25 protein-coding genes and 2 pseudogenes are annotated in these 26,247 nt (G+C 70.4%); 14 read left to right on the plus strand and 13 right to left on the minus strand.

Annotated elements, in window-relative coordinates:
- Positions 1-400: pseudogene (locus AB0M95_RS30995) on the minus strand (RNA-guided endonuclease TnpB family protein); the annotation flags it as partial.
- Positions 401-452: 52 nt separating this feature from the next.
- Between AB0M95_RS30995 and AB0M95_RS31000 the strand changes: the two are divergent.
- The gene (locus AB0M95_RS31000; protein WP_363772149.1) at positions 453-599 is read left to right on the plus strand and encodes a transposase; all 147 of its coding nucleotides are present in this window, start codon (positions 453-455) and stop codon (positions 597-599) included.
- Positions 600-706: 107 nt separating this feature from the next.
- Positions 707-1,663 carry a hypothetical protein gene (locus tag AB0M95_RS31005; RefSeq protein WP_363772152.1) on the plus strand — a complete coding sequence of 319 codons (957 nt, stop codon included), beginning with the start codon at positions 707-709 and terminating at the stop codon, positions 1,661-1,663.
- A gap of 225 nt (positions 1,664-1,888) precedes the next feature.
- Here AB0M95_RS31005 and AB0M95_RS31010 read toward each other — a convergent pair whose 3' ends face one another.
- Complete coding sequence (locus AB0M95_RS31010; protein ID WP_363772155.1) at positions 1,889-3,655, minus strand: protein kinase; 1,767 nt, start codon at positions 3,653-3,655, stop codon at positions 1,889-1,891.
- 388 nt (positions 3,656-4,043) lie between these two features.
- Here AB0M95_RS31010 and AB0M95_RS31015 point away from each other — a divergent pair, with 388 nt between their 5' ends.
- The gene (locus AB0M95_RS31015; protein WP_363772158.1) at positions 4,044-5,774 is read left to right on the plus strand and encodes an LLM class flavin-dependent oxidoreductase; all 1,731 of its coding nucleotides are present in this window, start codon (positions 4,044-4,046) and stop codon (positions 5,772-5,774) included.
- A 260-nt stretch (positions 5,775-6,034) separates the two neighbouring features.
- Here the strand turns inward: AB0M95_RS31015 and AB0M95_RS31020 are convergent, their stop codons facing one another.
- Positions 6,035-6,763 (minus strand): maleylpyruvate isomerase family mycothiol-dependent enzyme, encoded by a 729-nt coding sequence (locus tag AB0M95_RS31020; protein ID WP_363772161.1) that lies wholly within the window; start codon positions 6,761-6,763, stop codon positions 6,035-6,037.
- A gap of 219 nt (positions 6,764-6,982) precedes the next feature.
- Positions 6,983-8,185, minus strand: a complete 1,203-nt coding sequence (locus tag AB0M95_RS31025; RefSeq protein ID WP_363772164.1) for a cytochrome P450 — start codon at positions 8,183-8,185, stop codon at positions 6,983-6,985.
- A 260-nt stretch (positions 8,186-8,445) separates the two neighbouring features.
- Here AB0M95_RS31025 and AB0M95_RS31030 point away from each other — a divergent pair, with 260 nt between their 5' ends.
- Both AB0M95_RS31030 and AB0M95_RS31035 read left to right on the plus strand, forming a co-directional pair.
- Positions 8,446-8,844: an amidohydrolase family protein gene (locus tag AB0M95_RS31030; RefSeq protein WP_363772166.1), complete on the plus strand. Its 399-nt coding sequence runs from the start codon at positions 8,446-8,448 to the stop codon at positions 8,842-8,844.
- Positions 8,845-9,185: 341 nt separating this feature from the next.
- Positions 9,186-9,785: a superoxide dismutase family protein gene (locus tag AB0M95_RS31035; RefSeq protein WP_363772168.1), complete on the plus strand. Its 600-nt coding sequence runs from the start codon at positions 9,186-9,188 to the stop codon at positions 9,783-9,785.
- A gap of 90 nt (positions 9,786-9,875) precedes the next feature.
- On the opposite strand, the pseudogene AB0M95_RS31040 reads toward AB0M95_RS31035, so the two are convergent.
- From AB0M95_RS31040 to AB0M95_RS31060, 5 genes and pseudogenes are all read right to left on the minus strand, one after another.
- Positions 9,876-10,868 (minus strand): annotated as a pseudogene (locus AB0M95_RS31040) (serine/threonine-protein kinase); the annotation flags it as partial.
- A 306-nt stretch (positions 10,869-11,174) separates the two neighbouring features.
- On the minus strand, positions 11,175-12,473 hold the full coding sequence (locus AB0M95_RS31045; RefSeq protein ID WP_363772172.1) for a sigma-70 family RNA polymerase sigma factor: 1,299 nt from the start codon (positions 12,471-12,473) through the stop codon (positions 11,175-11,177).
- A 94-nt stretch (positions 12,474-12,567) separates the two neighbouring features.
- Positions 12,568-12,915, minus strand: coding sequence for a YciI family protein (locus AB0M95_RS31050; RefSeq protein WP_363772175.1), 348 nt, complete (start codon positions 12,913-12,915; stop codon positions 12,568-12,570).
- 217 nt (positions 12,916-13,132) lie between these two features.
- Complete coding sequence (locus AB0M95_RS31055; protein ID WP_358511575.1) at positions 13,133-13,804, minus strand: FadR/GntR family transcriptional regulator; 672 nt, start codon at positions 13,802-13,804, stop codon at positions 13,133-13,135.
- A 191-nt stretch (positions 13,805-13,995) separates the two neighbouring features.
- Positions 13,996-14,655, minus strand: a complete 660-nt coding sequence (locus tag AB0M95_RS31060) for a TetR family transcriptional regulator (protein ID WP_363772178.1) — start codon at positions 14,653-14,655, stop codon at positions 13,996-13,998.
- A 645-nt stretch (positions 14,656-15,300) separates the two neighbouring features.
- Here AB0M95_RS31060 and AB0M95_RS31065 point away from each other — a divergent pair.
- Positions 15,301-15,768, plus strand: coding sequence for an acyl dehydratase (locus AB0M95_RS31065; protein WP_363772181.1), 468 nt, complete (start codon positions 15,301-15,303; stop codon positions 15,766-15,768).
- Between the two features lie 33 nt (positions 15,769-15,801).
- Here AB0M95_RS31065 and AB0M95_RS31070 read toward each other — a convergent pair whose 3' ends face one another.
- Positions 15,802-17,475: a hypothetical protein gene (locus AB0M95_RS31070; protein WP_363772184.1), complete on the minus strand. Its 1,674-nt coding sequence runs from the start codon at positions 17,473-17,475 to the stop codon at positions 15,802-15,804.
- Between the two features lie 401 nt (positions 17,476-17,876).
- Between AB0M95_RS31070 and AB0M95_RS31075 the strand changes: the two genes are divergently transcribed.
- From AB0M95_RS31075 to AB0M95_RS31090, 4 genes are read left to right on the plus strand one after another with little or no spacing between them, the layout of a single operon-like run.
- Entirely contained in the window at positions 17,877-18,917 is a 1,041-nt protein-coding gene (locus AB0M95_RS31075; protein WP_363772187.1) for an ABC transporter ATP-binding protein, read from the plus strand.
- A complete protein-coding gene (locus AB0M95_RS31080) occupies positions 18,910-19,575 on the plus strand; it encodes an ABC transporter permease (RefSeq protein ID WP_363772190.1) in 666 nt (221 codons plus the stop codon). Before AB0M95_RS31075 ends, AB0M95_RS31080 begins: the two co-directional genes overlap by 8 nt.
- Positions 19,572-20,243, plus strand: coding sequence for an ABC transporter permease subunit (locus AB0M95_RS31085; RefSeq protein WP_363772193.1), 672 nt, complete (start codon positions 19,572-19,574; stop codon positions 20,241-20,243). Before AB0M95_RS31080 ends, AB0M95_RS31085 begins: the two co-directional genes overlap by 4 nt.
- A gap of 35 nt (positions 20,244-20,278) precedes the next feature.
- Positions 20,279-21,202 carry an ABC transporter substrate-binding protein gene (locus AB0M95_RS31090; protein ID WP_363772196.1) on the plus strand — a complete coding sequence of 308 codons (924 nt, stop codon included), beginning with the start codon at positions 20,279-20,281 and terminating at the stop codon, positions 21,200-21,202.
- 208 nt (positions 21,203-21,410) lie between these two features.
- Here the strand turns inward: AB0M95_RS31090 and AB0M95_RS31095 are convergent, their stop codons facing one another.
- On the minus strand, positions 21,411-21,986 hold the full coding sequence (locus tag AB0M95_RS31095) for a GNAT family protein (protein WP_363772199.1): 576 nt from the start codon (positions 21,984-21,986) through the stop codon (positions 21,411-21,413).
- The gene (locus tag AB0M95_RS31100) at positions 21,983-22,774 is read right to left on the minus strand and encodes a GntR family transcriptional regulator (RefSeq protein ID WP_363772202.1); all 792 of its coding nucleotides are present in this window, start codon (positions 22,772-22,774) and stop codon (positions 21,983-21,985) included. Before AB0M95_RS31100 ends, AB0M95_RS31095 begins: the two co-directional genes overlap by 4 nt.
- A 291-nt stretch (positions 22,775-23,065) precedes the next feature.
- On the opposite strand from AB0M95_RS31100, the gene AB0M95_RS31105 reads away from it, so the two are divergent.
- The 4 genes from AB0M95_RS31105 (at position 23,066) to AB0M95_RS31120 (ending at position 24,797) form a co-directional block, all read left to right on the plus strand.
- Entirely contained in the window at positions 23,066-23,323 is a 258-nt protein-coding gene (locus AB0M95_RS31105) for an ATP-binding protein (RefSeq protein WP_363772284.1), read from the plus strand.
- A 152-nt stretch (positions 23,324-23,475) separates the two neighbouring features.
- Positions 23,476-23,955, plus strand: a complete 480-nt coding sequence (locus AB0M95_RS31110) for a flavin reductase family protein (RefSeq protein WP_363772205.1) — start codon at positions 23,476-23,478, stop codon at positions 23,953-23,955.
- Entirely contained in the window at positions 23,952-24,119 is a 168-nt protein-coding gene (locus AB0M95_RS31115; protein WP_358511604.1) for a hypothetical protein, read from the plus strand. The genes AB0M95_RS31110 and AB0M95_RS31115 overlap by 4 nt, the downstream gene beginning before the upstream one ends.
- Positions 24,120-24,326: 207 nt before the next feature.
- The gene (locus AB0M95_RS31120) at positions 24,327-24,797 is read left to right on the plus strand and encodes a carboxymuconolactone decarboxylase family protein (RefSeq protein WP_363772208.1); all 471 of its coding nucleotides are present in this window, start codon (positions 24,327-24,329) and stop codon (positions 24,795-24,797) included.
- A gap of 149 nt (positions 24,798-24,946) precedes the next feature.
- Here AB0M95_RS31120 and AB0M95_RS31125 read toward each other — a convergent pair whose 3' ends face one another.
- Positions 24,947-26,245: a dihydrolipoamide acetyltransferase family protein gene (locus AB0M95_RS31125; protein WP_363772211.1), complete on the minus strand. Its 1,299-nt coding sequence runs from the start codon at positions 26,243-26,245 to the stop codon at positions 24,947-24,949.
- Positions 26,246-26,247 lie beyond the last annotated feature (2 nt).

Genomic DNA, 26,247 nt, shown 5'->3' on the forward strand with positions numbered 1-26,247 from the left:
TGACCGCACCCCACCGCCGGTCGACCCGCTTGATCTGCAGATCGCGGGCCTGGGGCACATCCACAGCGGGCCGGGATCGCAACCGGGCCTTGAACGTCGGGCGCCCCGCGGGGTGATCAGGGTCGAAGAAGTTCGCCCACGCCTGCCGGTAGGTCTTCAGCACCGCTTGGGCGGCCTGGGCGGGCAGCCGGCCCATCCAGTCGATCTCACGACGAGCCGCCCGGATCGCCTCGTCGCACTGCTTCAACGTCGCCAACCGGCCCTGCCGGAAGGTGGCGTACTCGTGCAGCAGGTTCCACAGCGCGCGGGCGGTGTGCGCCTGACCGTCCAGCACCGCCGCCTGGGCCGTGCTCAACTCCAGGCGGGCCACATGCGCCCGCGCCTGCTTTACCTTCGCCACACCGTGATCGTATCGTTTCGTTGCGTCACCGGGATGGAAACCGGACCCGGATGTGCGCGGCGGGCGGCATGTCGTCTGCAACCTTCACGCGCACTTGGTGTTCGTCACTAAGTATCGGCGGGGGGTGTTCACAAACGACGGCCGGTCACGGCCGAGGACGGGCCTCGTCGACGTCTGCCGCGCCGTCCCCTCCGCGTGAGGAATGAATGCCAACGAGGTGACCCGAGTCCGGCGATGCGGAGTTGTGTCGGAAATGGAAAGTGTGCGGCAACCGGGTTGTAAGCGGGCTCTCCAAGAATGACGGACATGACGAACTTCTGCGCATCGCGCCTCCTCGCACCGGTTCGGCACGGTGCCGTCGTCCTCGCGCTCACCGCCCTCGCCGGGTGCGGCCTCGCCGGTATCGGGACCACGGGCGGTGACGCCACCCCCTCCGCGCAGGTGAGCGGAGGCGTGGCGACCGCGCCCGTCGCGAGCACCCCCGCCCCGAGTGAAAGCACGCCCGTCGTGAGCACTCCGGTGCAGGCGGAGAACACGCCCGTCCCGGCCGAGAGCACGCCTCCGCAGAGCGAGAGCACACCCCTGGAAACCGGGACCGCGGAGAAGGCCGCGGCACCCGTCGCGCCCGGCGGGGTCCTCGTCGACGGCAGCACGGTCTCGTCCGAGCTGACCCGTGCCGGGCAGCGGGACAAGTTCACCCTGGACCTGGGCGACGCCAGGGAGTTCTGGGTCACCGACATGGAGGGCGCCGACATCCAGTTCCAGGTGTACTCCGAGGTGGACGGTGAGCCGCTGGGGCCGGCCCCCGCCAGCCTCAGCTACGGCACCTCGCTGTTCAAGCTCACCAAGGTGGGCAAGCACCGGCTGGAGGTCTGGGGCAATACGAACGTCGTCGGGGCGTACAGCTTCCGGATCGCGACCGTGAAGGTGCGCACGTTCCCCGCCGCGATCGGCCTGAAGATCGGTGAGGGCAGCCCCGGCGGAGCGGGACGGCTGGACCCGCCGGGGCGGATCGACCGCTTCGAGTTCGACGCGGACGGCGCCACCGCCATCAAGATCATCGGTGGCCAGTGCGGCAACATCGATATGGAACTCTTCGACGCGGCTCAGAAGAGCGTCGCCGAGGCCCGGCAGCCCTACCCGCTGTGCGGCAACGAGTTCGAGATCCCCCTCGCGAACGCAAGCGGACGCTACGCGCTCGTCGTCAGGGCAGGCGCGGCGAAGGCCGGGACGTACTCCTTCCAGATCGCCCGCGCCAGCTGAACGGTCGATCTCATTCCAATCGCCCGTCGGCTGAACGGGTGATGTGCGCGCCGCTCGAACGGGCGGCGCGCACGCGGCTTTGACCGCACGGACCGGCCTTGAACGTGGGGGGCGGTCCTGACCGCGCGGGCTAGTCCCGAACGTGCGGGCCGGTCCTGACTGCGCGGGCTCTTGAACGTGCGGGCCGGTCTCGAACGCTCAGGGCGGTGCGGACCGGCTGAACGGTCAGGAATGGCGGAGGCTTCCGCGGTACTCCAACCCGCCTTCGCCCTCCTGCCATACATTGTCCAACCAGGTCTGGGAATCTCTCAGCTTGAGGGTCGCGTCTCCGCCCGGGCATGGGTAGCTCTGCTCGACCCTCAACAGGAGCTCCGTGCCGCTGGTAACGCTGGTGAGCGTGGCCTGCTGACGGCAGTCGTCGTGCGCCCACTGCGCGATGCTCTGTCCGGCCCGCATCGTGATTGTCAGGTTGTACGTGACCTTGCGGCTGTCCTGGGACTCGATCTGTCCGGTCCAGGTTCCCGCGAAGGTCGCCGGGATGCCGCCGCCCTGGGCGGGCGGCGGAGCCGACGTCGGTCCAGACGCCGGTTCGGAGGCGCCGGTCGGGTCGGATGCCTGCGTGGGCGCCGGCGCTTCCGTGGTCGCGGCCGGAGCGGACGACGGTGCCGAGGCTGGTGCCGTCGATTCCTGGCCCTTGGTCTTGCCGGATGTCGCCTGATCGGTCGCCTGGGTTCCACCGGGCGAGCGGCCGATCGTCCCGTTCGCGTACAGCACGCCCGTCGTGGCGACCCCCGCCAGGGCCACGGCCGCGATGGTCAGCGGTACGGCGCGTCCGGTCCTCCGCGTGCTGCGCTCGCGGTACGGCGTCGCCGGATATGTCCCGACAGGCTCTGGGGGCACGGTGGTGGCACGTATGGTCGTGGGCGCTCCGGGGTCAGCCGGGAGCACCTTGGTCGCACCGGGTCCATTCGGACCGCTTGGCCCGAGGCCGTGCAGACCGCCGGGCCTGGGTGGCCCCGGGACCTGATGGCCGGCCGGGTCGGCGCCGGGCGCATAGGAAACGGTCCCCTGTCCGGCAGGCCCGGCGCCAGGCGCGTAGGGAAGCGTTCCCTGACCGGCAGGGCCGGTGCCGGACCAGCCGGCGGGGACGTACGCGGTCGGGACCGGGCCGACCTCGGGGACCGTGACGGTGGCGGCTCCCGGGTCGACCAGGCGTACCAGGAGCGACCGCGCCGAGGGGCGCGCCTGCGGGTCCTTGGTGAGGCAGGTGAGCAGGGTCGCGCGCAGGCCCTCGGGAACGCCGGTCAGATCGGGATCCTGGGTGAGGATGCGGTTGAAGACGGCGGCGATCGTGTCGCTGCCGAACGGGGGCCGTCCGGTCGCGGCGAAGACGATGGTGGCGGCCCAGGCGAACACGTCGGCGGCAGGGGACCCGTGCACGCCCTTGAGCTGCTCGGGCGCCATGTACGGCGGGGTGCCCGACAGCGCCGAGGGCGCCGTGCTGGCGTCCAGCGGCCGGGCGATGCCGAAGTCGACCACGCGGGGGCCGTCCGGGCCGAGCAGCACGTTGGCCGGCTTGAAGTCGCGGTGGACGACCCCGGCGCCGTGGATGGCCGCGAGTGCGGAGGCCGTGCCGACCGCGAGCCGGTCGAGGTCGCCGTCGCGCAGCGGGCCGCCGTCCCGCACCCGTTCCTGTAAGGACGGGCCCGCGACGAACTCGCTGACGACGTACGGATCGGCTCGGTCGAGGTCGGCCGCCAGCACGCGGGCCGTGCAGAAGGGCGCCACCCGGCGCGCCGACTCCAGCTCTCTGGCCAGCCTGCGGCGGGTGTCCGGATCGGCGCCGCCCTTGAGGACCTTGACGGCCACGCGCCCGCCGGACGGGTCCAGCCCCTCGTAGACGACTCCCTGCCCGCCCTCGCCCAGGCGCCCGACGAGCCGGAACGCGCCCAGCGCGGGGGGATCCCCCGACTGCAGGGGGCCAGGGGCCATGAGCTCCTCCATGGACGTCGAGCGCGGGCTCCAAGCGTATCGACGCGAAGCCCGCGCCACTATGGACCTTCGCCGCGCCCAGGAGGTCGAGCAACGCGCGAAAACTCCCGTTCGCGCACCGTTCCGCCTACGGACATGTGTACCGTCCCGCGTGCGGGCATATCCACCGTTCCGCCCGCGAGAATGCGTGCTCGCCGATCTGGGCCGGACGCGTCGGAAAGCGTGGAAGAGTGATTTCGCTCGGCTCGATCGTGTGCCCTGCGAAGCGGTGGGAGGTCGTCCGGTGCGGGGCCGATCCTTGAGTCTGCAACCTTCTGTTTGACAACTCTTCTGTTTCACATACTATCTCTCGCGTACCGACCACCTGACTGAGACGGCGGGAAGCGACATGGCCGACTACGGGCACGAGTTGCTGTTCGGAACCTTCATCACCCCACAGGCGGACCAGGCCGACCGCGTCGTCGCGCTCGCCCAGCTCACCGAGCAGGTGGGCCTGGATCTGGTGACCGTCCAGGACCACCCCTACCAGGCGCGGTTCCTGGACACCTGGACGCTGCTGTCGGTCATCGCCGCCGCCACCTCGACCGTGCACGTCTCCCCGAACGTCGCCAACCTGCCCCTGCGGCCGCCGGCCGTGCTCGCCCGCAGTGTGGCCACCCTCGACATCCTCAGCGGCGGGCGGGTAGAGCTCGGCCTCGGCGCCGGGGCGTTCTGGGACGGCGTCGCCGCGATGGGCGGGCGGCGGCTCACCCCGCCGCAGGGCGTCGAGGCCCTGGAGGAGGCCATCGAGATCATCCGGGCGATCTGGGCGGCCGACGGTGGGACGGTCCGGGTGGACGGTGCGCACTACCGCGTATGGGGCGCCCACCCCGGCCCCGCGCCCGCCCACGATGTCGGCATCTGGGTGGGCTCGTATAAGAAGCGCATGCTCGCGCTGACCGGACGGCTCGCCGACGGATGGCTCCCCAGCAGCCCGTACGCGGGGCCGGACGAGCTGCCCGCGATGAACGCGATGATCGACGAGGCCGCGTTGGAGGCCGGGCGTCAGCCGTCCGACGTGCGGCGGCTGTACAACATCGCCGGCACGTTCGCGGCGCGCGGGACGGGCTTCCTCAACGGACCGGCGCACGTGTGGGCCGAGCAGCTCGCCGAGCTCACCCTCACGCAGGGCATGAGCGGCTACATCGTGATGGGCGACGACCCGGACGTGATCCGCCGCTTCGCCGCCGAGGTCGCCCCGGCCGTCCAGGAACTGGTCGCGACCGAGCGCGCGGGACGGACGAACCCGCCGCCGTCGGAGGGCTCGCAGCCGGGCGGCGCCGCCGATGACCGAGAGCAGGCCGCGGTGTCCACGACCTCACCGAACACGGCCTCACCGAACACGGCCTCACCGAACACGACCTCACCGAACACGGCCTCACCGAACACGACCTCACCGGGTACGACCTCGGCGGTCACCGCTTCAGCGGCCACCACCCCGTCCAGCTCGCCTACCCGTGCCCGGCCCGCCGTCCCCACCTCGGCGCTCGCGGTCGTGCCGACCCCCGACGACGGCACCCGGCTCAGCGACGTGCGGGTCTGGGATGAGACGACCCGCCCCACCGGCCCCGCGCCCGACCTCGGCCGCCGCTACACCGCGCACGAGCAGGCCGCCGGCCGTCACCTCATCGACGTGCACGACCACCTGCGGGAAGAGCTGCGCAACCTGCGCGGGCTCGTCGAGCAGGTCGTGGCCGGGACGATGGACCCCGGGACCGCCCGCTCCCAGATCAACGAGATGACCATGCGGCAGAACAACTGGACGCTCGGCGTCTACTGCCAGTCCTACTGTCGGGTGGTCACCACCCACCACACGCTGGAGGACGCCAGCGTCTTCCCCCACCTGCGCCATGCCATGCCCGGCCTCGCGCCGGTCGTCGACCGCCTGGAGCAGGAACACCACGTGATCCACGAGGTCCTCGAAGGCGTCGACCAAGCGCTGGTCGCCCTGGTGACCGAGCCGGACGGCCTGAAGTCCCTCCAGGCCGCGGTGGACCTGCTCACCGACGCGCTGCTGTCCCACCTCTCCTACGAGGAACGCGAACTGGTCGAACCCCTGGCCCGCCTCGGCTTCTCCTGACCGCCCGCTCACCAACACCGCTCGTTCCCGCTTGCGGACGACCCAGGTGAGGGCACCGGCGACCGCCAGGGGAAGGGTGAGAGTGAGTTTCTCCTGGACGAACCACCAGCCGGCCCCCGCGAGGGGGACCGTGAGCGCGCAGCGGGCGAGGGTCGCGGCGAGGGCCAGGCCGGCGGTCATGTCGATCGAGCCTCAGCGGGTGTACTCCAGCGCGGCGGGGCCTCGGCGGCTGCGGGATGGGGAGTGGTCCGCGCGCGGCGTCAGGGGCGTCCGGAGTACGTCCGGTAGATGTTGACCTCGGGCGGCAGGCCCAGCTCGGACGGGTCCACGCGGCCGGTGGCGACGAGGACGAACCGCAGCGGGTCGGTGAGCGGCGTCGCGGGCGCGCCGTCCGCGTCCCCGAACACCAGCTCCAGCACGCCACCGGGAACGTCCGGCGCGGTGTCGCCGGGAGCGTGGAGAAGGACGCGGGCGGGGCCGAAGCCGGCCCGCTTCAGCCGGTCCTCCATGTGCGCCACGCTGGCGGCCAGCGCGGGACCGCGGCCGGAGGGCAGGCCGAGGGCCGTCCGGATGTCGTCGGTGTGGACGTACAGGTCGTTCCATAGGCGCCGGTAGCTCTGCTCGAAGGTGTCGGTGCCGATCCCGCTCGGCGCGCGCCACGTGTCCTCGCCGAGCCCGTCCAGGAACCGTCCGATCGCCGCGGCCGAGCCTCTGAGGCTCTCCGCCATCTCAGGCGGGGACAGCTCGCGCAGGTCGGCGGCCTGCTGGTCGCCGGTGCGGCTGCCGACGGCGCCGTTCGCGACGTCGGACGCGAGGCCGGTGACGTGCCCGGCGACGTCGCGCACCTCCCAGCCCGCGCAGCGGGTCGGCTCGCGCCACTGGCCGTCGGTGAGGCCTTCCATGAGAGCGGCCAGTTCCTCGTAGGACGCGGCGAGCCCGTGGGCGATCCGCGCGCCGCGCGGGCCGCCGGCCGTGAGCGTGGGGGACATCTGCGCCTCCGCCGGTACGGATGATCGGGCACGCTCATCGTAAGCCGGGGTCCTGGCCCGCGGACAGGCGCGCGGGCCGAAGCCGGGGCCCCTAAAGTGCCGGGCCCCGGCACGGCCGGGCCTCCACAGGGCCCCTCCGTAGGGGCCCCGGCGTCGGCGATGGTGCCGCTCAGGCCTTCGGCGACGGCCCCAGACCTCCGGTGGCGGCGGGGGCGTCGCTCAGACCTCCACGGGGAGTGTCTTGATGCCGTTGATGAAGTTGGAGCGCAGCCGCTTGGCCTCGCCGGTCTGCCGCAGGTTGGGCAGCCGCTCGGTGACGACCTCGAACAGCACGCGCAGTTCGAGCTTGGCGAGGTGGTTGCCGAGGCAGAAGTGGGCGCCGCCGCCGCCGAAGCCGATGTGCGGGTTGGGGTCGCGGGCGATGTCGAAGGACGCCGGGGCCGCGAAGACGTCCTCGTCCCGGTTGGCCGAGGAGTAGAAGACGACGACCTTGTCCCCTTCCTTGATCTGCTTGCCGCGCAGGACGGTGTCGCGGGTGGCCGTGCGGCGGAACATGTTCACGGGGGAGACCCAGCGGACGATCTCGTCGGAGGCCGTGCCAGTGAGGGCGGGGTCGCGGACGAGGCGCTCCCACTGGTCGGGGTGCTCGAAGAGGGTCAGCATGCCGCCGGAGGCCGCGTTGCGGGTGGTCTCGTTGCCCGCGACGACGAGGAGCAGGACGAACAGGTCGAATTCGTTCTCGCTGAGCGTCTCGCCGTTCTCGTCGGGCTGGAGCAGCTTGGTGACGATGTCGGGGCGCGGCTGTTCGCGGCGCTCGGCGGCGAGCTTGTTGGCGTACGCGTAGACCTCCATCGCCGCGTCGGCGCCGTCGGTCGGCCCGCCGGCGTAGTCCGGGTCCTCGGCGCCGATCATGCGGTTGGACCACTCGAACAGCTGGTTCCGGTCCTCGACCGGCGCACCGAGCAGCTCGCAGATGACGTACAGGGGGAGGGGCGCGGCGACGTCGGTGACGAAGTCGATGGCGCCCTTGTCCGCGACCTCGTCGATCAGCTCGTGGCAGATCTCGCGGATGTGGGTCTCCAGGGTGTTGATCTGCCGGGGCGTGAAACCGCGGTTGACCAGCGACCGCCTGCGGGTGTGCTCCGGCGGGTCCTGGTTGAGCATCATCATGCGCTGGAGCAGGAGCTGCTCCTCGGGGACCTCGTTGAACAGCGCGAGCCTCCTGGCGGAGGAGAAGATCTCCGAGTTGCGGGAGACGTGGACGACGTCCTCGTGCTTGGTGATCGCCCAGAAGCCCGGCCAGCCGCGCTCCTCGTCACCCTCGTGCCAGAAGACCGGGTCGTTGTCGCGCAGCCACTTGAGCTGCTCGTGCGGTGCGCCGTACCGCGCGTAATGGTCCTGGTCGACGAGGTTGATTTCCATTTGACCACCCAGAGACTCGATCGGCAGCGTGCTCGAGAATTCTAGAACGTGTTCTATGCCGCGGGTACGGGCGTGCCGGGCCGCCCTCGTGGCGCCGGGGCCGCGACCACCGCGCATGGCGGACCGTATCCAGCATGTCACCGTACGAATCTCGTGGAGCGCCTTCGTTATGAAATGGGCATCGGATGAATGTTCCGAGTGTCGACCTGCGCTCTTGGTGCTGGCCTATCTCCGCGTAATCTTTCCGCTCAAGACGTCGGATGATTGCGAGGGGGACGTGTGAAGCTACTGCGAGTCGGACCGCCCGGGGAAGAGCGCCCGCCGTCCTCGACGAGGCCGGACGAGCTCATGACCTGCGAGGACGGCTCGGCGGCGATGCAGACTTCGACAACGTGATGTGCAAGCTGTCCGGGCTCGTCATCGAGGTGGACTGGCGGTCCTGGGACGTCGCCGCCCTCGCACCGTACGCCGGCCATTTCCTGTCCTGCTTCGGGGCCGAACGGGTGATGTTCGGGTCGGACGGGCCGGCGTGCGAGCCGGCCGCCTCCTACGGGCAGGTTGTGGAGCTCGCGCGGAGCCTCACGGGTGGGCTGAGCATGTCCGAGCGCGATCTGGTCTTCGAGGGCACGGCCCGGGCGGCGTACGCGTTGCACGTGTGATCCCGGGGTCGGCTTAATGGGGGACTTTTCGGGATTTATCCCTTTTCTGCCCTCTGGGGGCGGCCATTGCCGGTGGAGTGCGGGAAATGCGCGGGATTGTCCGGAAACGGGGGACCGTGCGGGGGGGGGCGGCATTCTGGACGCCGTCGATGCGATGACACCTGCCGCTGGGCGGTGATTTCCTTTCCCTGTCCGGCCGTCGGTGGGATCGGTGTTCGCGCTGCTCAGGGGCATGCATTGTGGACTTTTAACGCGACATTGGCCCAACCCAGCGTGATGTCCGGGTATATCGGCAAAAGCCGACGACTAGGCGTCGGCCCCGGCGAGGAAAGGGAGATGTCATGATGGCGGTCCGTGCGGGAATGGTGGCATTGCTCTTGCCGGTGACGTTGCTCAGCACGGGCGCCGCCCTCCCCGGCGCGCACGGTCGCCAGGCCCCGGTGCGCTCCACGAGCGGCCAGGACCCGATCCTCGCGCTCGGCCGCTTCGGACCGTACACCGCCGGGCAGGTGGCCACCACCTACGACCAGAAGCTCGTCCCGGCGGGCGCCGCGGTGGCCGTCGGGTACCTCCCCGGCAACGACGGGCACTCGATCGTCCAGCTCCGCGTCAACGGCCTGCTCCCGAACCACTCCTACGGCGCGCACGTGCACATGAAGCCGTGCGGGGCCAAGGGAGAGGACGCCGGCCCGCACTACCAGCATCAGCAGGACCCGAAGACCCCCTCCACCGACCCCAAGTACGCCAACGCCCGCAACGAGGTCTGGCTGGACTTCACCACGGACGCCCACGGCGACGCCTCCGCGCGCTCCGCCCTGGACTGGAAGTTCACCGACCGCCACCCGCGCTCCGTGGTCATCCACGCCGAGCACACCCACACCGACGCCGGCCACGCCGGAACGGCGGGCCCGCGCCTCGCCTGCGTCAACGCCGACTTCTGACCTCTGACGCCCGCCCGGTCGTGCAGCGACGCGCCGGGGCCGGTGTGACGCCGGCTTCCCGCGATGACGCGCGAGGGGCCGAGCGTCCGTTCAGGACGTGCGGGCGAGCGTCCCCGAGTAACGCGGGACCGGCTCGTCGTCCCGGGTGACCGAGAACGTCGCCCGGCCGTCGGCCGTGGATCTGAGCGCGAGCGTGCCCGGGAAGCACTGCTTCCCGCGCACCTGGTCGAGCCTGTAGGTCGCCGTCACGCCGTTGTCCTCCGTCAGGGAAAGCCGCCCGGCGCAGCGCAGGTCCTCCCCCCACCGCATGCGGCCCGGCCCGTCCCACGTCGAGGTGGCGTCGCCCAGCCGCACCTCCACAGGGAACACGCGCCCCGCCGTCGGATGCTCGGCGCTACCCGTCCACCGCCCCGCGTACGCGCCCGGCGTCGCGCCGCAATCCCGCCACGCCACCGCGGCCGCCGCCACCCCGGCCACCAGCACGGCGCTCCCGGCGATGACGGCGGGCCACCACAACCGCCGCCGTCCCACGGGCGGCAGGGAGGTCAGCGTCGCCGGCCCCTCCGCTTCCCCGGCGCCCTCCGCCGCCAGACCCGCGCCCGCCTTCAGCACCTCTCCGGACGAGGCGACCCCGGCCGCGCTGCGGGCGATGAGCCGGCGCAGCACCTCGTCGGCGGTCGGCCGCCGCGCCGGGTCCTCGACGAGGCAGTCGGCGACGAGCTCCCGCAGCGGCCCGCTGAGCGGGTCCAGGTCCGGCCGTCCGAAGAGGATGCGGCCGAGGATCGCCTCGAAGGTGCCGGCCGCGTACGCGTGCCGGCCGCCCGCGGTGAACGCCACGGTGAGGGCCCAGGCGAACACGTCCGCCGGCGGGCCCGCGCGCTCCCCCTTGAGCTGCTCGGGTGACAGGTACGCGGGCGTGCCCACCGGCACCCTGCCGGTGGTGGCCGTCGTGTCCATTACGCGCGAGATGCCGAAGTCGATGACGCGCGGCCCGTCGGGGCCCATCAGCACGTTGCCGGGCTTGAAATCGCGGTGGACGACTCCGGCGCCGTGGATCGCGGCCATCGCGGTCGCCGTGCCGACGGCGACGCGGCGACGCGGCGGGGCGTCCGCCTCGGTTCACCGTGGAACATGCTTCATCGGCCAAAGAGCCCTTGCTCTGGTTGCCGGACATCGTCGCGGGAGCCGTCGCCGCTCGCCTGCTGGGGCGTGGGGGTGAGTATGTGGAAGCGCTAGGGCCGGTGCTCGCGTGGGTGCGGGCGGAAGGGTTTCGGGGATGGGGGTGAAAACGCGATGGCCGGGTGCCCGTCATCCGGCGGGAAGCCCGGCCTCACTTCGCGGTTCGAACCCGACCGCGCGTGACCTATCGTAGTCGAACGACTGCGGAAGTCAATCGCGGTTACGCCGGGTGGGGCCTCGTCCTCGCAGGTTCGCCGGTGGGTGATTCTGGTCGGGGCCGAGGTCGTTCAGGCGGGTGGTGAGGAAGGTTTTTTCGAGGGTGTTGTCGGTGAGGGTCAGGGCCTGTTCGTAGGCGGTGCGGGACTCGGCGGTGCGGCCGAGGCGGTGGAGGAAGTCGGCGCGGGCGGCGGGCAGGTACGGGTAGCCGGCGAGGCGGGGGTCGGCGGCGAGGTCGTCCAGTTCCTTGAGGCCGTAGGCGAAACCGTCGGCGAAGCCCACGGCGACGGCACGGTTGAGGGCGACGACCGGGGACGGCCAGACGCGTAGCAGGAGGTCGTACAGGCAGACCACCTCGTGCCAGTCGGTCTCCTCCCAGGACGGCGCCTCCGCGTGCAGGGCCGCGATCGCCGCCATGATCGCGTAGCGGCCGATGGGACGGCTCTGGAGCGACTCGCGGACGAGCGCGACGCCCTCGTCGATGGCGGCGTGGTCCCAGCGGGTGCGGTCCTGGTCGGCGAGCAGCAGCATGCGGCCGTCGCCGGCCACGCGGGCGGCGCTGCGCGCGTGGGTGAGCACGATCAGCGCCAGCAGGCCGGTGACGTCGCCGTTTCCCGGCAGCAGGGCGCGCAGCATGCGGACCAGGTCGAGCGAACGGTCCAGCAGGTCGTGGCGGACGAGCGTGTCGCCGGCCGGGGCGGTGTGGCCGGTCGTGAACAGCAGGTGGACGACGGTGAGGACGGCGTCGATGCGCGCGGGCAGGTCCTCGGCGGGCGGCACGCGGTACGGGATGCGGGCCGTGGCGATCTTCTTCTTGGCCCGGGTGATGCGGGCGGCCATGGTCGTCTCGCTGACGAGGAACGCGTGGGCGACCTCGGCGGTGGTGAGCCCGCACAGCAGGCGCAGGGTCAGGGCGACCTGCGCCTGCTCGGACAGCGCGGGATGGCAGCAGGTGAAGATCAGCCGCAGCCGGTCGTCCTCGACCGGCGAGCCGTCGGGTTCGGGGGGTTCGGGGGTGGTCTGTTCGTCGAGCAGCAGGGGCAGCGAACGGCGCATCGTCGCGTCCCGGCGCAGCAGGTCCAGGGCGCGGTTCTTCGCCACCGTGGTCAGCCAGGCCCCCGGGCTGGCCGGGATGCCCCGTTCGTCCCACGTCGCCAGGGCCTTCGCGTACGCGTCCTGGACGCACTCCTCGGCGAGGTCGAGGTCGCGGGTGACGCGGACCGTCGCGGCGAGCACGAAGGCCCACTCGCGACGGTGCGCGTCCGCGACCGCGTCGGCGACGGCGGGGTTCACGTCCCGGTCCCGGGCGTCGTGGCCGGGGATCCGGGCGGGCCGGACCCGTGAGGCCGAGGTGCGTGAACGATCGCCCGGGACATGGGAACTTGTCTCAGCTGAAGACCATGACCGGGCGGACCTCGACGCCGCCGTACGGGGCGGGGACCTGCTTGGCGACGGCGATGGCCTGGTCGAGGTCGTCCACCTCGATCAGGTAGTAGCCGCCCAGACCCTCCTTGGTCTCGAAGAAGGCGCCGTCGGTGACCACGAAGTCGCCGGAGGCGTCCTTGCGGACGCTGGTGCCCATCGAACCCGGGTGCAGGGCCTCGCCGCCGCGCAGGACGTCGCGGTTGTTCTCGCCGAACGCGGTGTGCTCCTTCATCGCCCGCTCGTAGTCCTCGGGGCCCGCGTTGGCCCAGGAGGCCTCGTCCTCGTAGATCAGGATCAGATATTTCGCCATGTCAGTTCCTTCCGGGTGTTTCGCGATGCCCTGTCCGGGCTCGGTATGGAGTCCGACGCGCGAGACCCGCCCGGATCGACGTGCCGTGCGATGAAATCACGGGAGATTTTTCTTTACCGGGCGCTCGGGGCGTTCGCCCTGGTCAGGATGCCATGCGGGGACGGTGGCGGGCGCCAGGCCGGCGTGAGCCGTAAGGCATGGGGGAGGCGGGACCGGGTCAGAGGGCCCGGCGGAGCCATTCTTCGCCGCCCGCCACGTGGACCGTCGCCCAGGCGCGGGCGATGTCGGGCTGGCGGGCGGAGATGGCCTCGTAGATCGCGGTGTGCTGCTCGCGGGTCTTGGCCGCGGCGCCTTCCTGGGTGAGACCGCGCCAGATGCGGGCCCGGGTGGTGGGGCCGGACAGGCTCTCGATCAGCGAGGCCAGCACCGTGTTGCCGGAGCCCTTGGCGATGAACTGGTGGAACCGCAGGTCGTTGGCCACGAGCTCTTCGATGCTCGGGTTCTCGGGCAGGGCGTCGAGGATGGTCTTCAGCTCGGCGATGTCCGCGTCGTCCATGTTGGTGGCCGCCATGCCCGTGGCGGACGGCTCCAGGATGCGCCGGACCTGGAAGAACTCCAGCACGGTGTCGTCGCGGTGGAAGTCGACCACGAACGACAGCGCGTCGAGGAGCAGCCGGGGCTCCAGGCTGGTGACGTACGTGCCGTCGCCCTGGCGCACGTCGAGGACGTTGATCAGGGCGAGCGCGCGGACGGCCTCGCGCAGCGAGTTGCGGGACAGGCCGAGCCGTTCCGCGAGATCGGCCTCCTTGGGCAGCCGCGCGCCGGGGGCGAGCTCGCCGGAGACGATCATTCCTTTGATCTTTTCGATCGCAGCGTCTGTGACCGCCACGAAGTCACCACCCTATATACGCGCGCAACAACGCTGATGCTGCCGAGACATCGGATGTCTATGAGTGTAAGTGGTCAATGTGACCCTGTCGTGAACAGGACCGCGCACCGGGGGCCTCAGATGTGGCCTGTGTGTCGCGGGTGTTCCAGGCCCGGTCGGCATGCTCGTGGCCCCGCCGGGCGCCGTTCACCTCAGGCGCCGAGGCCGGCGAACAGACGGCCCGCCGCGATCTCGATGCGCCGCTGGACCTGCTCGTACGTACGCCGGCCCCGCAGCATCTCCAGCAGTTCGTGCACCCACACGCCCGCGAGCGACCCGGCCAGCGCGTACTGTTCTTCGTCGGCGGACTCCAGGCTGAGGCCGTCGGCCGACACGCGCAGCAGCAGTCCGGCCATGCGGTCGCCGAAGGGGGTCTCGACATCGGCCATGATCAGCGAGCGGATCAGCGCGTCGGCCAGTTCCGGCTCGCGCATGAGCCCGCGCGTGGCCCGCATCAGCACGTCGACCGCGCGGCCCGCCGGGGTCGCGGCGCTCGGCGGCCTGCGCTCGATGCTGGCCTCCAGCAGGTCGATCTCTTCGCTGACGACGGCGACCACGAGATCCATCTTGGAGGGGAAGTAGCGGTAAAGAGTGCCGAGGGCGACCCCGGCGCGCTCGGCGACCGTCCGCATCTGCATGGCCTCGACGCCGCCCCGGGACGCGAGCGCGGCGGCGGCCTGGACGATGCGCTTGCGCCGCTGGTGCTGACTGCGCGTGCGGACGCCGGCGGCCGCCGAGGCCGTGGGAGGCGCCGGGTGCTCGCCGCCGTCGGGGGCGGCGGGGGTGACGGGGGCGGCATGCGGGGATCGCATGAGAACACGTTACCGGATAGGACGCAAGCGGGCTTTGTTACCGACCGGTTGTGGGGAATGCCGGTCTTCCATGCGGTTTGGGTGGGGGGCCGGGCTCCCGAAGCGTTCCCAAAAGCGGCCTCGGGTGCAGATTGGAATCTGTTCTAGTTCGAGGGTGATCTGGTGGCGTGGCCGGTGCGCGGCAGAAGTCGTCAGGGTGGGATATTTCATGGCATGACCGGTTGTGTGGTGTTCCGACGGCGAGCCGGTGAGGGAAATGATGTTCCGGGTATTGAAGTTTCTTCTCCGGGAGAAGAAAGCCGGGTCTGAGGAGCGGCCGTCATATCCTCTGAATGCCGTGGTCAACCGTGATGCCGCGATTTTCTGGGACGGTGGACGGGCAGGCGAGCCACAGATCCAGAAATTCCCGGCCTGCGGCGAGTTCCGGCCCCCGCCGGGACCGGTGTGCCCTTCGCGCGGGACGGGAGGCCGGAAAATGGGTGGTGACGAGCGGGTTCGGTGAGGCTCGCGGGCTTCGCCGGGCACCACGGCTCGCCCATGCCGGGCACCGTGCCGCCTTTTGTCGTGACCGTAATGGAATTACCTGAAGGTCCGTGAATTGCCGGAAACATTGCTGAATGCGACGCGGAGAAGGTGGGTATAGATATGCCGGTGCGGGTGACCCGCCGCGAGGCGGACGAGGAGCTGGTATTCGCCCCTGCGGGCGCTCCGGGAGCCGTGATGCGCACACTGACGGAAGACGACATCGAGTGCGGCGCAGCCCTGCCCCCGCTGCGCATTGACGTCACCTCCGTCAACGTCCTCTCGGCCGCACCCGAGGGCATGGACGACAGGCGGGCGCAATCTGAGGACCCGGGCGCGCGGGACGATTTCCTGAACATCCTGACCACCATGGGCCTGGTCGAGCGGTACGTCACCGACTGGGCAGGCCCCGAGGCGCTGATCCGCAGCATCAACGTCCGGCTGGGCGTCCCCGCGTACGCCGGCGACACGCTGATCTTCAACGGCACCGTCGCCGCCTACGAGGCCGGTGAGGTCACGGTCGAGGTGCGCGGCACGGTCGGCCTGGGCGACCACGCCACCGGCACCGTCCGCCTCCACCTCCCGCGCTGACCCCACGCTCCCGCGCGCCGGGCGCGAGGAGTCTCAGGGGGTGACGAGCGTCGGGACCGCGAAGAAGACGGCCAGCGCGATGGCGACGCAGATCAGGAAACCGACCAGCTCCCACAGCCAGTCGTAGTGGTGCTCGCCCACCTTGATCGGCTTGGGCCGCTTGTGCCGACGCGCCTTCGTCCTGACGGACCGCGCCTTCGCCGGCTCGCCGGCCTCCTCGGCGTCCGCGCCCGGTTCGGCGGCGATCGTGGCCACCGACTCGGACGCCGTCGCCGCCGCGTCCGCCGGCACCGTCGCGTCCGGCTCGGTGGCCGTAACGACCTCGGCGACGGCCTCCGCGACCTCGGGCGCCTTGGCCCCGATGGGCGTCTTCGCCTCGACGGGCGTCTTCGCCTCGACGGCGGCGGCGCTCACAACCGTCTCGCCCACCGTCACCGGCTCGGCGTCGTCCGTGAGTATCACGATGTCCATCGGCTGCGTGGCCGTGAGAGCGTCGGCCGGGTCGATCTCGGGGAGCGCCACGATCGGTTGCCCGGCCACGAGCACGTCGCCGGTCGCATGGACCGCCGGCTCGGGTGCCGAGGTCCGCGCCTCGCTCGCGCGGGCCTCGGCGGGCCCGGCCTCGGCCGGGTGGGCTTCGGTGGTGGTGGGGGCCTCGGAGGGCTCCGGCTTCCTGGACGGCTTGGGCCGCGCCCGCCTGCGCGTGCGCTGCAACGTGGGCCACTGCCCGGTGGCCAGCGCCCTGCCGAACGCCGACTCGGATGCGGGCGTGGACACGTGCTCGGACTTCGAGGGCACGGTGTCCGGGGGCGCGGTGTCCGAGGGCACGGCGTCCGGGGGCGCCGGCGCGTCCAGCACGTCCGCGGGCACCGGCGCGGCGAGCACCAGCGGCGTCTCCGGGGGAGCCGCGTCGCGCACCTTCGGCATCGGCTCGGTCGTGGCCTCGTGCTTCGACCTGCGCCCGCGCTTGGGAGGCGTCAGCTCCGCGGGGAACACCCCGGCGTTGGTGACCGGGTTCGGCTCGGCCAGCGGGAGCGGCCAGCGGGGCGTCGTCGGCCAGAGGTGCTTGACGTCCTGCCGGCTCGCGGGGACGACGCTCGCGTCCTCCGGGATGCCGTTGAGCACCTGCGTGCGCAGCGCGATGGGCGGCGTGCGCCAGGGCAGCCGGGCCAGCGCGTCCTCCGCCGGAGCGATCACGAGTGCGTCGTACACCTCGGACACCGACGTGGGCACGAGCGGCCCGGACCGGGCGGAGGCGATGGCGGCGGTGAGCGACCGGGTGAAGCGGTGGCGGGCGCTGATCTCCAGTTGCTCGGCGGTGTCGGCGGCGACGTCCAGCACCCAGGCCAGCTCGGGGGTGTCCAGCCCGCAGACGGCGGACAGCAGCAGCACCTCGCGCTGGTGCGGCCGGACCTCGCGCACGACCCGCTCGACCAGCGCGGTCACCGGGTCGGCGGCCGGGTCGACGCTGGGGAACGCGTAGGCGACGTCGCGCCGGTAGATCTCGCGGCGGGCGAGCGCGTACAGCGCCGCGCGCGGGGGCTCTATGGCCGGCACGGCCGTGAGAACGGCCACCAGCGCGTCGGCGGCCGAGGCGGTGTCACCGAGCTGGTCGTGGCAGTACGCGAACAGCCCGGCGGCGTGACGGTCGTAGAGCTCGGCGATCAGCTCGGCCCTGGGGCGGCGATCGATGAGCGAAGGGGTCACAGCCGGATCCTCTGGAATTCTCGTGCGGGCGTGTGGGTTTGGCCTGGCTGAGGAGGATAGAGGGAAGCCTGGGAACTCTGGGAGGCGTGATAGCCAATCATGCCAAGGCTGTCACGACCGCCGCGCCAATCGATGCAAGTTTGATAGATATCGCGAAAGTACCAGCTAGACGCGGTGTCCCGGTGGCCGTTCCCCCTTTTCGGTAATCCCGACAACTTTGGTATGAGTAGTGTCCTGGGACAGATGGTGCCGATCACCGTAGGCTGTGGCCGGGGGAGATCAAGTGGACCCGCGGTCGGGCCGTCACCTACCGTGGGGGCTGCCGAGCGGGTGGTAGCCGGGTGCAACCGGCTCGACGATTCCGGGCCTGATGGACCCGGCCGAGAAGCACGAGGTCGTGCGTGATCACATTCGAAGGCGTCACCAAGCGCTATGGGGACGGCACGGTGGCCGTCGACAATCTCAGCCTCCAGGTGCCCGACGGGGCCATCACGGTGTTCGTCGGGCCGTCCGGCTGTGGCAAGACCACCTCGCTCCGCATGATCAACCGCATGATCGACGCGACCGATGGGCGCATCCTCCTGGACGACCAGGACGTCCGCACGATCGACCCGCCGACCCTGCGCCGGGGCATCGGCTACGTGATCCAGCAGGCCGGCCTGTTCCCGCACCGCAAGATCGTGGACAACGTCGCCACCGTCCCCTACCTGCTCGGCTGGGACAGAAAGAAGGCCCGCGCGCGGGCGATGGAGCTGCTCGAACGCGTCGGGCTGGACACCAAGCTGGCGGAGCGCTACCCGTTCCAGCTCTCCGGCGGGCAGCAGCAGCGCGTCGGCGTGGCCAGGGCGCTCGCCGCCGACCCGCCGGTGCTGCTCATGGACGAGCCGTTCAGCGCCGTCGACCCCGTGGTGCGCACCAGCCTGCAGGACGAACTGCTGCGCCTTCAGTCCGAGCTGAACAAGACGATCGTGTTCGTCACCCACGACATCGACGAGGCCATCAAGCTCGGCGACACCGTCGCGGTGATGCGCGTCGGCGGGCGCCTCGCGCAGATGGCCGCGCCCGCGACGCTACTCGCCGAGCCCGCCGACGCGTTCGTCGAGGGCTTCCTCGGCAAGGACCGCGGCATCCGCCGCCTGTCGTTCGTCCCGGCCTCCGGCCTCGCCGTGAGCACCGAGCGCGGCGTCCCCGGCTGGTCGGTCGCGCTGGACGAGGACGGCCGCCCCATCGGCTGGCGCGCGGACGGCGGCGACGGGCTCCAGCCGTTCGGGACGTTCGACCTCAAGAAGGACTCGCTGCGCGCCGCGCTGGACGCCGCCCTGCTCGCGCCGCCCGGGTCCGCCATCGCGGTCGACGGCGACGGCCGGTTCGCCGGCGTCGTCACCCGGGAGGCGCTGGACGAGGCCCTGCGGCGAGCGGGGCGGGTGCCGGGCGATGGGTGACACCGAGCCGCTGGTCCGCTGGGACTGGATCGGCCGTAACTGGCCCAGCATCCAGCAGCTCCTCATCGACCACATCGTGATGGCGCTGATCCCGGTGGTGCTCGGCCTGGTCATCGCACTTCCGCTCGGCCTCGCGAGCGCGCGCTGGCGGGTGCTCTACCAGCCCACGGTCGGGCTCATGAACGTCGTCTACTCCCTGCCGTCACTCGCCGTCTTCATCGTGCTGATCCCGATCACGGGCCTCGCCGAGCGCACCACCGTGATCGTCCCGCTGACGTTCTACTCGCTGGCCGTGCTCATCCCGGCGGTGGTGGACGGGCTCGGGGCCGTGCCCGACAGCGTGCGCCAGTCGGCCGTCGCCATGGGGTTCGGGCCGATGCGGCGGCTGCTCCAGGTCGACCTGCCCATCGCGGTGCCGGTCGTGCTCGCCGGCCTGCGGGTGGCCACGGTGTCCAGCATCAGCCTCGTCAGCGTCGGCGCGCTGATCGGCCGCGGAGGGCTCGGCTACCTGTTCATCGACGGCTGGCAACGCCAGTTCTACACGCCGATCGTCGTCGGCATCGTGCTGGTGATGGCCCTGGCCGTGCTGGCGGACGGGCTGATCGTCCTCGCGCAGCGTCTGCTGACGCCCTGGGCCCGCGCGAGGAGGACCGCGTGAACTGGCTGATCGACTTCTTCGGCGACTCCGCGAACTGGTCCGGCTCCGGCGGCATCCCGGTCCGCCTGCTGGAGCACGTCGAGTTCTCCTTCGCCGCGCTGCTCCTGGCCATGGCCATCGCGATCCCGCTCGGCCTGCTGATCGGCCACACCCGGCGCGGGGCCGTCCTGGTGGTCGTCGCCGCCAACGCCGCCCGCGCGCTGCCGACCCTCGGCCTGGTCGTGCTGATCGTCCTGCTGGCGGGCGTCGGCACCACATGGCCCGTGCTGCTGCCACTGGTCGCCCTCGCGGTCCCGCCGATCCTGGTCAACACCTACGAGGGCGTCCGCGGCGTCGACGAGGACCTGCGCGACGCCGCGTACGGCATGGGCCTGCGCGGCGGGCAGGTGCTGCTGCGGGTGCTCGTCCCCGTCGCGCTGCCGCTGATCCTGCTCGGCCTGCGCATCGCCGCGATCCAGGTGGTCGCGACCGCCACCGTCGCCGCGTACGTCGGCCTCGGCGGGCTGGGGCGCTACATCATCGACGGACTCGCGACCAAGGACTTCCCCAGCACGATCGGCGGCGCGGTGCTGGTAGCCGCGCTGGCGCTCGTCGTGCAGCTCGCTTTCTCGCTGTTGCAGCGAGTCGTCGTCTCACCGGGGGTGAGCCAGCGGGCCCGCGTCCGCTAGTCTCATTACCTACTGAAATGGAAGGAAATTGCACGATGAGGCGAATCTTCGCCACCGTGGCGGTCACGGCCGCCGCGGTGTTAACTCTAGGAGCGTGCGGCGGCGGCGGGGATCCGCTCAGCACCACGAGCGCCGGCTCTGCCCCGAGCACGTCCGGCTCCCCCGCCGAGGCCGCCAAGGTCGTCGTCGGCTCCGCCAACTTCCCCGAGAACGTCCTGCTCGCCTCCATCTACTCCCAGGCCCTGCAGGCCAAGGGCGTCCAGGTGGAGGAGAAGTTCAACATCGGCAGCCGTGAGGTCATCTACGACCAGATCAAGTCCGGCGCGCTGACCATCCTGCCCGAGTACAACGGCGGCCTGCTGAGCTTCATCGACCCCAAGAGCACCGCCGCCAGCAAGGACGACGTCGACGCCGAGCTCAAGTCCAAGCTGCCCGCCGAGCTGGAGCTCCTGGACTCCTCCGCGGCCGAGGACAACGACTCGCTGTCCGTCACCAAGGAGACCGCCCAGAAGAACGGCCTGACCACCATCGAGGACCTGGCCAAGGTCTCCAAGGACTTCGTCGTCGGCGGCCCGCCGGAGTTCAAGAAGCGCCGCGAGGCCCAGTTCAAGGACGTGTACGGCCTGACGTTCAAGGAGTGGAAGCCCACCGGCGATACCACGGCCGACGCCATCAAGAGCGGCGCCGTCCAGGTGGGCAACGTCTTCACCACCGACCCCAAGATCCTGATCAACGGCCTGGTGTCGCTGCAGGACCCGAAGAGCGTCTTCAGCGCCCAGAACGTCACCCCGCTGGTCAACAAGGCCGGCACCGACGACACCGTGCGCACGACGCTCAACGCCATCTCCGCCAAGCTCGACACGACCGCGCTGGTCGACATGATGAAGCGCGTCGCCGTCGACAAGGACGACCCGCCGGCCGTCGCCAAGGACTGGCTGACCCAGAACGGCCTAAGCTGACCCCCGGGCCGTTCGCGTGCCGGTGGCCGTCTCGCCTCGCCTCGTCGATGAGACCGGTCGCCGGTGCCCACCCCTGACGAAGCCGATCTCCGAAAGGTCCTTCCGGAAGCCCGGGAGGACCTTTCGCGTATTCGCCGGTCCGTGACGGCTCTCGTGCCGGATGATCGTCCTATGCGGGGGGTCCCGAGCGCGTCCGGCTCGCCCGCCGTCAGGGTGCTACGTCGGGCCATTCTTCTGGTATGACGCTGTAGTAGATCGAGTGGCGTACGTGGCCGTCACGCAGGATCCGGTGATTGCGGAACGTGCCTTCGCGGGTCGCCCCCAGCCCTTCTAGTGCCCTTTGCGATCGGATGTTGCGGCTGTCGGTCTTGAACGCCACTCGGATCGCGCCGAGGGTTTCGAACGCATGCCGGATCAGGAGAACGGCCGCCTCTCGTGCGACCCCCGCGCACCAGTGACCGGGTGTGACCCATGCCCAGCCGATCTCCACAGCGCGGTGCGTCCGCTGGATGTCGATGTAACTGATGCTGCCGATCGCTCGTGCGTCGGCGCGTTCGATGATCGCGAAGGGCAGTCGTAGCCCTCGCGCCTGCTCGTCCAGAGCGTCCACGATCAGCGCGGCCATCTCGTCCTCGCCGGGTGTCGGCTCGTCTAGATACGTCCAGATCTCGTGGTGGTTCCCCGCGACTGACAGGTCGGCGAGGTGCTCCATGGTCAGCGGTTCGAGCCTGACCAGTTCACCCACGAGGGTGACCGGCCCGATCTCGATGAAAGGGGTTGTCATTCCGCAGGCACCCTGTAGACGAGCACGTGCTTGTCACCGGCCATGAGTTGGTCGAATGCCTCGATTGGCCTGTCGTAGGCGTCAAAGGCGACCCGGATCACCCGGACGACGCAAACGCCTGGGGCCAGGCGCAGTGCGGTGGTTTCCTCAGGCGTTGGCATCCGGAAGCTGAGTTCGTCGACGAAGTGGTCGATCGGACTTCCGTGGGCTTGTTCGAGCACACTGAGCACCCCCTCCTCGACGGGTGCCATCTCCGCGATGGCCGTGTCACGGACCAGTTCGTAGACGTAGTAGCTGTCTCCGAGTTGATATGGCTCCTCATCCACGAGCATCACCCTGCGCCGGGCCAGCAGCATCGTTCCCTCCGGCACCGCGAGCCATTTCGCCGTCTCTCCGGTTGCGGGCACAGGACTGACGCTCACGATCTGCTGGCGTCCTATGCCGCCCTGGCGTGCGATCTCCGCGTTGAAGGTGGCGGCGTCATTCTCCGCTCTTCGATCACGCCGATCCTGGTCCATGGCCATCACCCGGATTGGACGCGGCCGACGGACATAGGTGCCCTGCCCATGTCCTGATCCGATCAGGCCCTGCGACTTGAGAGCGGAGAGCGCCAGACGCACGGTCGTCCGTGAGGCGTTGAAACGCTCGGCGAGGTCCCGTTCCGGCGGCAGGCGTTCGCCCGGACTGAAGTCGCCACGGGCGATCGCCTCGCGAAGCGTGGTCGCGAGGATCACATGGCGTGGTTCAGCCGATGTTCGTCCGTCAGCACGGTCAGCCTTGTTCCTCATCGCGTCCCTGCCTCCCTTTACCGATGACGTCCACACCCTACGCCACTTGGTAGGTACCAAGCGTTGACAGGCGTGGTTGGTCATGCTGTTCTTGGTACCTACCAAGACTCACCGACCGGCGGGCTCGACGGGTGAAGTCGTCGGCTTCGCCATGCCAAGAGTCGATCACGTAGTGCGATCAATCGATCGCGCAAGGTAGCGAAGGGGTTCATGTTCATGGGAGGTACTACCGAAGGCGGGCTTCGGTCGTCACGCCTTGTCAGGGAGGGGGCAGCGCCAGAGATCCATGCGATGGCGTCCTTTGCCGGAGTGCCACGGCAGGTCGCACATATACGGACGTTCGTACGCGAGACTCTGAAGGATCCTCGGTACAAGGAGGTGATCGGCGATGTCGAGTTGCTGACGACAGAGCTCGCCACCAACTCCATTCGCTATAGCCGATCACGCGATGTGGGCCAGGTCCACGTAGTGATCAGTGTCAATGGCACGATTCGGGTCAAGGTCGTGGACGACGGCGTACGATTCTGTGCCGGAGATGGGATCCGGTGACCCGATGGCACTCGGTGGACGAGGCCTTCTGCTGGTACAGGCGCTCGCGAGTCGGTTCGGCGTTCGTGTGGGTGACGCGGGGACTACGACCTGGTTTGAGCTGGTCTTATGATCGGCTTCTCGCGCTGAGCGCGATCAGGGGAGAGGGAGCCATGAACGAGTTCACGGAGGCGATGAGGCAGCTTGTCGCGGGGGTGGCCGTGGTCACCATCCGTGATGGGCGCGACGATATCGGGACGACCGTCACCACCTTCGCGTCTCTCTCCGCGGACCCGCCGATGGTGCTGGTCAGCCTCACCGCCTCGGGGTATCTGTGCGAGGTGATGTTGCGCCAGGACCGCTGGGCCGCGAGCCTGCTCTCCGGCGGCCAGGCCGTGATCGCCAGTCGCTTCGCCACGCCCGGCCGCCCGAGTGCCCGTCTCCTCGTCGCCGGTACCCCCCACCACCGGGGCCACCACACGGAGGCGTTCGTCATCGACGGTGGTGTCGCCGCGCTGGAGGCCGAGACTGCTCGCGTCATCCCCGCCGGCGACCACACCCTCTTCCTGGCGCAGGTCCTCGCCGTCGACTACGTGGACCCGTCCCTCCCACCCCTGGTACGCATGCGCGGCCGCTACAAGCCCGTCACATGACCGTTCGGGGCGCCGTCGCCGCCGTTTCGACCGCCATGCGCAAGGCCGAGCCGGCCTACCGGCGCGCGCTGGCGGCGCAGACGCTCGCCGAGGTCGCGGCGGCGGCCGAACGTCACGTGCCGAACCTGGGCGAGGGCGTCCGGCGCTGGTACGGGCGGGGCTGATCAATGCACATGGGGACGATCGGCGCACACGTAAGCGATGAAAGTGGATACAAAACGTCCAGGTTTCGACCGGCGTACATCACGAAATGCGGGCGAATGCTCGCGGGCCGGACGGTGGCGACCGCCGGGCGCGCGAGACTGCCCCACACCCGGACACATCCGTACGGCGGCCCGCCGTGCGGAGATCACGAATGACAGGAGACCGCAATGCAGCCACGTGTGAACAACTTCGCGAAGATCGCCGCCGGTGGCTACCGCGCGATGCAGCAGGTCGAGGCGTACCTCGCGCAGAGCGGCGTCCCGCACAGCACGCTGGAGCTGGTGAAGATCCGGGCCAGCCAGATCAACGGCTGCGGGTTCTGCCTGGACATGCACTACCACGATGCCAAGCGCGCAGGCGAGACCGATGAACGGCTGTACGCGCTCGCGGGGTGGAGAGAGGCGCCGTACTACACCGCAGAGGAGCGCGCCGCCCTGGCCCTGGCCGAGTCCATGACCCGGCTGGCCGACAGCGAGGGCGTGCCCGACCATGTGTGGGACGACGCCGCCGACCACTACGACGAGCAGTCCCTGGCCGCGCTCGTCATGGCGATCGCCCAGATCAACGCCTGGAACCGCATCAACGTGACGATCCGCTCGGTCGCCGGCTCCCACCGCCACGCGAACTCTTCGCGGTGAACAGGCGCCCCATGCCGGAGGCCCGCGTTGGCGATGCCGATGCGGGCCACACAGCAACGCCATGACCACGGGATCAGGCTCAGCGGCCCGACGTCATTCGAGGATCTTTGTCCGCGTGGATTTGCGGCCGGTGCTACGGGGATTCCGTTTCAGATCACCAGCCGAACCGGCTTCTCGATGCTCTCCCGCAGCGCGGCGAACCATCGGGCCGCCAACACGCCGTCCACGGGCCGGTGGTCTACGGAGAGGGTCAGTGCCATTACCTGCGCGGCCTCCAGGCCGCCGTCCTCGGCGACGACCGGCGTCCACGTCGTCGTACCGACGGCCAGGATGGCGGCCTGCGGCGGATTGATGATCGCGCTGAACTCCTCGACCCCGTACATACCGAGGTTGCTGATGGTGATCGAACCTCCTTCCAGGTCGTTCTGGCGCAAGACGCCGCTACGTGCCTGCTCGCCGAAGGCACGGACCTGGGCGGAGATGGCCGACAGGGACAGCGACTCGACACCCCTCAGTACCGGTGTGACGAGCCCGTCGTTCGTGGCGACGGCGACCGACACGTCAACGGTGCGAAAACGGTGCACCGCGTCAGCCGTCCAGACGACGTTCATCTCGGGCACCTGCACGTGAGCCGTGGCAACGGCCTTGATGAGCAGGTCATTGACGGAGATCTTCACCCTGCCTTCCGCGTTGATCCGCTGCCGGAGGGCGAGAAGCTCACCGACGCGGACCCGTCCCTTGACGTAGAAGTGGGGAGCGTCCTGCTTGCTCCGCGCCAGTCTGGTGGCGACGGCCCGCCGCATTCGCGAGTGCGGAATCGCGTCGTACGCCACGCCGGCGTCGGACGCGGTGACCCGCGGAGCGGCGGACGGCTCGGCGACCACGGCCGGAGCTGGGTCGGGAGCAGCGCCGGCGGGCGGCGATACCCGGGCGGCGATCGCGGCGTTGACGTCGTCCCGCACCACTCGTCCCCCTGGCCCCGTTCCGGTGATGGTGTCGATGGAGACACCCGCATCGCGGGCCAGCCGTCGTGCCAACGGGCTGGCGAAGAACCGCCGGTCTGTAGGCCGGACGACGGGATCCGGTGACGCTGCGGCTCCGGCGGTCTGCTCGGCTCCGGGAACGTCCCTCCGGACGGCCACCCTGGCCTCCGCCGGTCCCGCGACACCGAGTTGCGCGAGAAGGTCGCCGAGGTCACCCACGTCCTCGCCCGGTGCGGCGATGACCGCTATCGGGCTGCCCACCTCGACCTCGCTACCGCTGGGAACGAGTGTCTTGATCAGAGTGCCGTCCGTGTGGGCCGGAACGTCCACCTCGGCCTTTTCGGTCTCGACGATCGCGATCGCGTCACCCACGTGGAACGAGGTGCCCTCGGACACGGGCCAGCCGGACAGGACCGCTGCTGTCGAACCGGCTGCGACCTCCGGCATGCGGAGCAGCTCAGCCATGG

It is taken from the genome of Sphaerisporangium sp. NPDC051017 (assembly GCF_040683095.1).
GTDB lineage: Bacteria > Actinomycetota > Actinomycetes > Streptosporangiales > Streptosporangiaceae > Sphaerisporangium.

Coding starts and splice junctions, on each gene's coding strand:
- AB0M95_RS31005 (WP_363772152.1), top strand. CDS start 707: ATGACGAACTTCTGCGCATCGCGCCTCCTCGCACCGGTTCGGCACGGT.
- AB0M95_RS31010 (WP_363772155.1), bottom strand. CDS start 3,655: ATGGCCCCTGGCCCCCTGCAGTCGGGGGATCCCCCCGCGCTGGGCGCG.
- AB0M95_RS31015 (WP_363772158.1), top strand. CDS start 4,044: ATGGCCGACTACGGGCACGAGTTGCTGTTCGGAACCTTCATCACCCCA.
- AB0M95_RS31020 (WP_363772161.1), bottom strand. CDS start 6,763: ATGTCCCCCACGCTCACGGCCGGCGGCCCGCGCGGCGCGCGGATCGCC.
- AB0M95_RS31025 (WP_363772164.1), bottom strand. CDS start 8,185: ATGGAAATCAACCTCGTCGACCAGGACCATTACGCGCGGTACGGCGCA.
- AB0M95_RS31030 (WP_363772166.1), top strand. CDS start 8,446: ATGATTGCGAGGGGGACGTGTGAAGCTACTGCGAGTCGGACCGCCCGG.
- AB0M95_RS31035 (WP_363772168.1), top strand. CDS start 9,186: ATGATGGCGGTCCGTGCGGGAATGGTGGCATTGCTCTTGCCGGTGACG.
- AB0M95_RS31050 (WP_363772175.1), bottom strand. CDS start 12,915: ATGGCGAAATATCTGATCCTGATCTACGAGGACGAGGCCTCCTGGGCC.
- AB0M95_RS31060 (WP_363772178.1), bottom strand. CDS start 14,655: ATGCGATCCCCGCATGCCGCCCCCGTCACCCCCGCCGCCCCCGACGGC.
- AB0M95_RS31065 (WP_363772181.1), top strand. CDS start 15,301: ATGCCGGTGCGGGTGACCCGCCGCGAGGCGGACGAGGAGCTGGTATTC.
- AB0M95_RS31080 (WP_363772190.1), top strand. CDS start 18,910: ATGGGTGACACCGAGCCGCTGGTCCGCTGGGACTGGATCGGCCGTAAC.
- AB0M95_RS31090 (WP_363772196.1), top strand. CDS start 20,279: ATGAGGCGAATCTTCGCCACCGTGGCGGTCACGGCCGCCGCGGTGTTA.
- AB0M95_RS31095 (WP_363772199.1), bottom strand. CDS start 21,986: ATGACAACCCCTTTCATCGAGATCGGGCCGGTCACCCTCGTGGGTGAA.
- AB0M95_RS31100 (WP_363772202.1), bottom strand. CDS start 22,774: ATGAGGAACAAGGCTGACCGTGCTGACGGACGAACATCGGCTGAACCA.
- AB0M95_RS31105 (WP_363772284.1), top strand. CDS start 23,066: ATGGCGTCCTTTGCCGGAGTGCCACGGCAGGTCGCACATATACGGACG.
- AB0M95_RS31110 (WP_363772205.1), top strand. CDS start 23,476: ATGAACGAGTTCACGGAGGCGATGAGGCAGCTTGTCGCGGGGGTGGCC.
- AB0M95_RS31115 (WP_358511604.1), top strand. CDS start 23,952: ATGACCGTTCGGGGCGCCGTCGCCGCCGTTTCGACCGCCATGCGCAAG.
- AB0M95_RS31120 (WP_363772208.1), top strand. CDS start 24,327: ATGCAGCCACGTGTGAACAACTTCGCGAAGATCGCCGCCGGTGGCTAC.
- AB0M95_RS31125 (WP_363772211.1), bottom strand. CDS start 26,245: ATGGCTGAGCTGCTCCGCATGCCGGAGGTCGCAGCCGGTTCGACAGCA.